Raw genomic sequence first — 1,466 nt, 5'->3', positions numbered from 1 at the left:
CTCGTCCTCGACGGGGCGGCGCGGCCCGCCTGCCCCCTGGCCATCGCTAGTCATCGCTGTCGAGCCTAAATGATGCACCGCACACCGAAGGGGCGCGGCAGGTGATGGCCGACCGCGCAGGCGCTCCCGCCGGCGGCGGGCCGGCGCGGGCGGGCTCGGTCAGCGGACCTTGCCGAAGGTGTCCGGGACGGGCAGGGTGCCGATGCGCGACAGCGGCCAGTAGAGCGCGAAGGCCCGGCCGATCACGCTCTGCTCGGAGATGGTGCCGTGGTAGCGGTCGCTCATGAACGCGCGGGAGTCCTCCGAGGCGGCCCGATGGTCGCCCATCAGCCACAACCGGCCCTTCGGCACCGTGACGTCGAAGCTCTGCTGGGACGGGAAGTCCTGCGGGTTGAGGTAGGCCTCCTCGTGCAGCGGGACGCCGTTTACCGTGATGCGGCCTTCGGCGTCGCAGCACTTCACGTGATCGCCGCCCACGCCGATGACCCGCTTGATCAGCGTCGTGCCGTCCCAGCCCGTGAAGACGACGATCTCGCCGCGGTCGATGTCGCCGGTGAGCCGGTTGACCACCACGCGGTCGTTGATCAGGAGGGTGTCCTCCATCGACTCGGACGGGATGTAGAAGGAGTCGAGGACGAACAGGCGCACGAGCAGGGCCGCGACCACCCCGAGGAGCACGAGCAGGATGGACTCCCGCCAGCTCGATGACTTCTTGCCGTCCTTGGCTCCGGCGTCGCCGCCCGCCGGCCCGTTCGCGCCGGCCTCGCCCGCGGTGCCGTCACCGCGGCCGGAGTGCGTTTCCGAAGCCCCGGTCTCCCGTGCCGAGGTGGCCGCGGGGACGGTCTCCCCGGGGGCCGTGCCGCCTCCCGGGACGGCGCCTGAGGCGGGCTGCTGGTCGGGGGCCGGGTCCTTGGGGTCCGGCTTCTCCTCTGTGACGCTCATCGGCCTCGTGGAGCCTCCGCCTCGGCCCGGAGAGGGCGTGGCGGGCGGCTCTGTCTCCTTCGTCTGGTTCGGGGGATGACGGAAGGGCCCGGTCAGTCCGCGCGGCGCCGCCTCCGGACGAGCCACTGGTGGCGCAGCGCCACCAGAGGGATCGCCCCGGCGAAGCCGAGCACGAGCGGCGCGGCGCCGCCGGCCATGGCGGCGGTCTTGAGGGCCGTCTGATTGAACGTTTCAGGGATCGGCAGCGTCGTGGCTCGGGAGAACGGCCATACGATGACGAACGCCCGCCCGACGACCTTGTCCTTGGGGATGGCTCCGCCGCCGGGGTCGCCCTGGTGCGACCGGGAGTCGAGCGAGACGGAGCGGTGGTCGCCCATCACCCACAACCGGTCCTTTTCGACCTTGATCTCGAAGAACTTCTGCGACGGTTGGTCGTCGGGGTACAGGTACGCCTTCTCGTCCAGTGGCACGCCGTTCACCGTGATCCGGCCCTTGGCGTCACAGCACTTCACCGTGTCACCCGG

General features: G+C 71.1%; 2 protein-coding genes. Both read right to left on the bottom strand.

Annotation, left to right across the window (positions count from 1 at the left end; translation table 11 throughout):
- Positions 1 to 159: 159 nt before the first annotated feature.
- Positions 160 to 942 carry a signal peptidase I gene (lepB, locus tag IEY93_RS37390; protein ID WP_203969020.1) on the bottom strand — a complete coding sequence of 261 codons (783 nt, stop codon included), beginning with the start codon at positions 940 to 942 and terminating at the stop codon, positions 160 to 162.
- A gap of 92 nt (positions 943 to 1,034) precedes the next feature.
- Positions 1,035 to 1,466: signal peptidase I (gene lepB / locus IEY93_RS37385; protein WP_189167880.1), on the bottom strand; the 432-nt coding region annotated here is incomplete at its 5' end.

The organism is Sphaerisporangium melleum (genome assembly GCF_014646695.1).
In the GTDB taxonomy this organism is placed as follows: Bacteria; Actinomycetota; Actinomycetes; order Streptosporangiales; family Streptosporangiaceae; genus Sphaerisporangium; species Sphaerisporangium melleum.
This window is presented reverse-complemented; position numbering and strand designations above follow the sequence as displayed.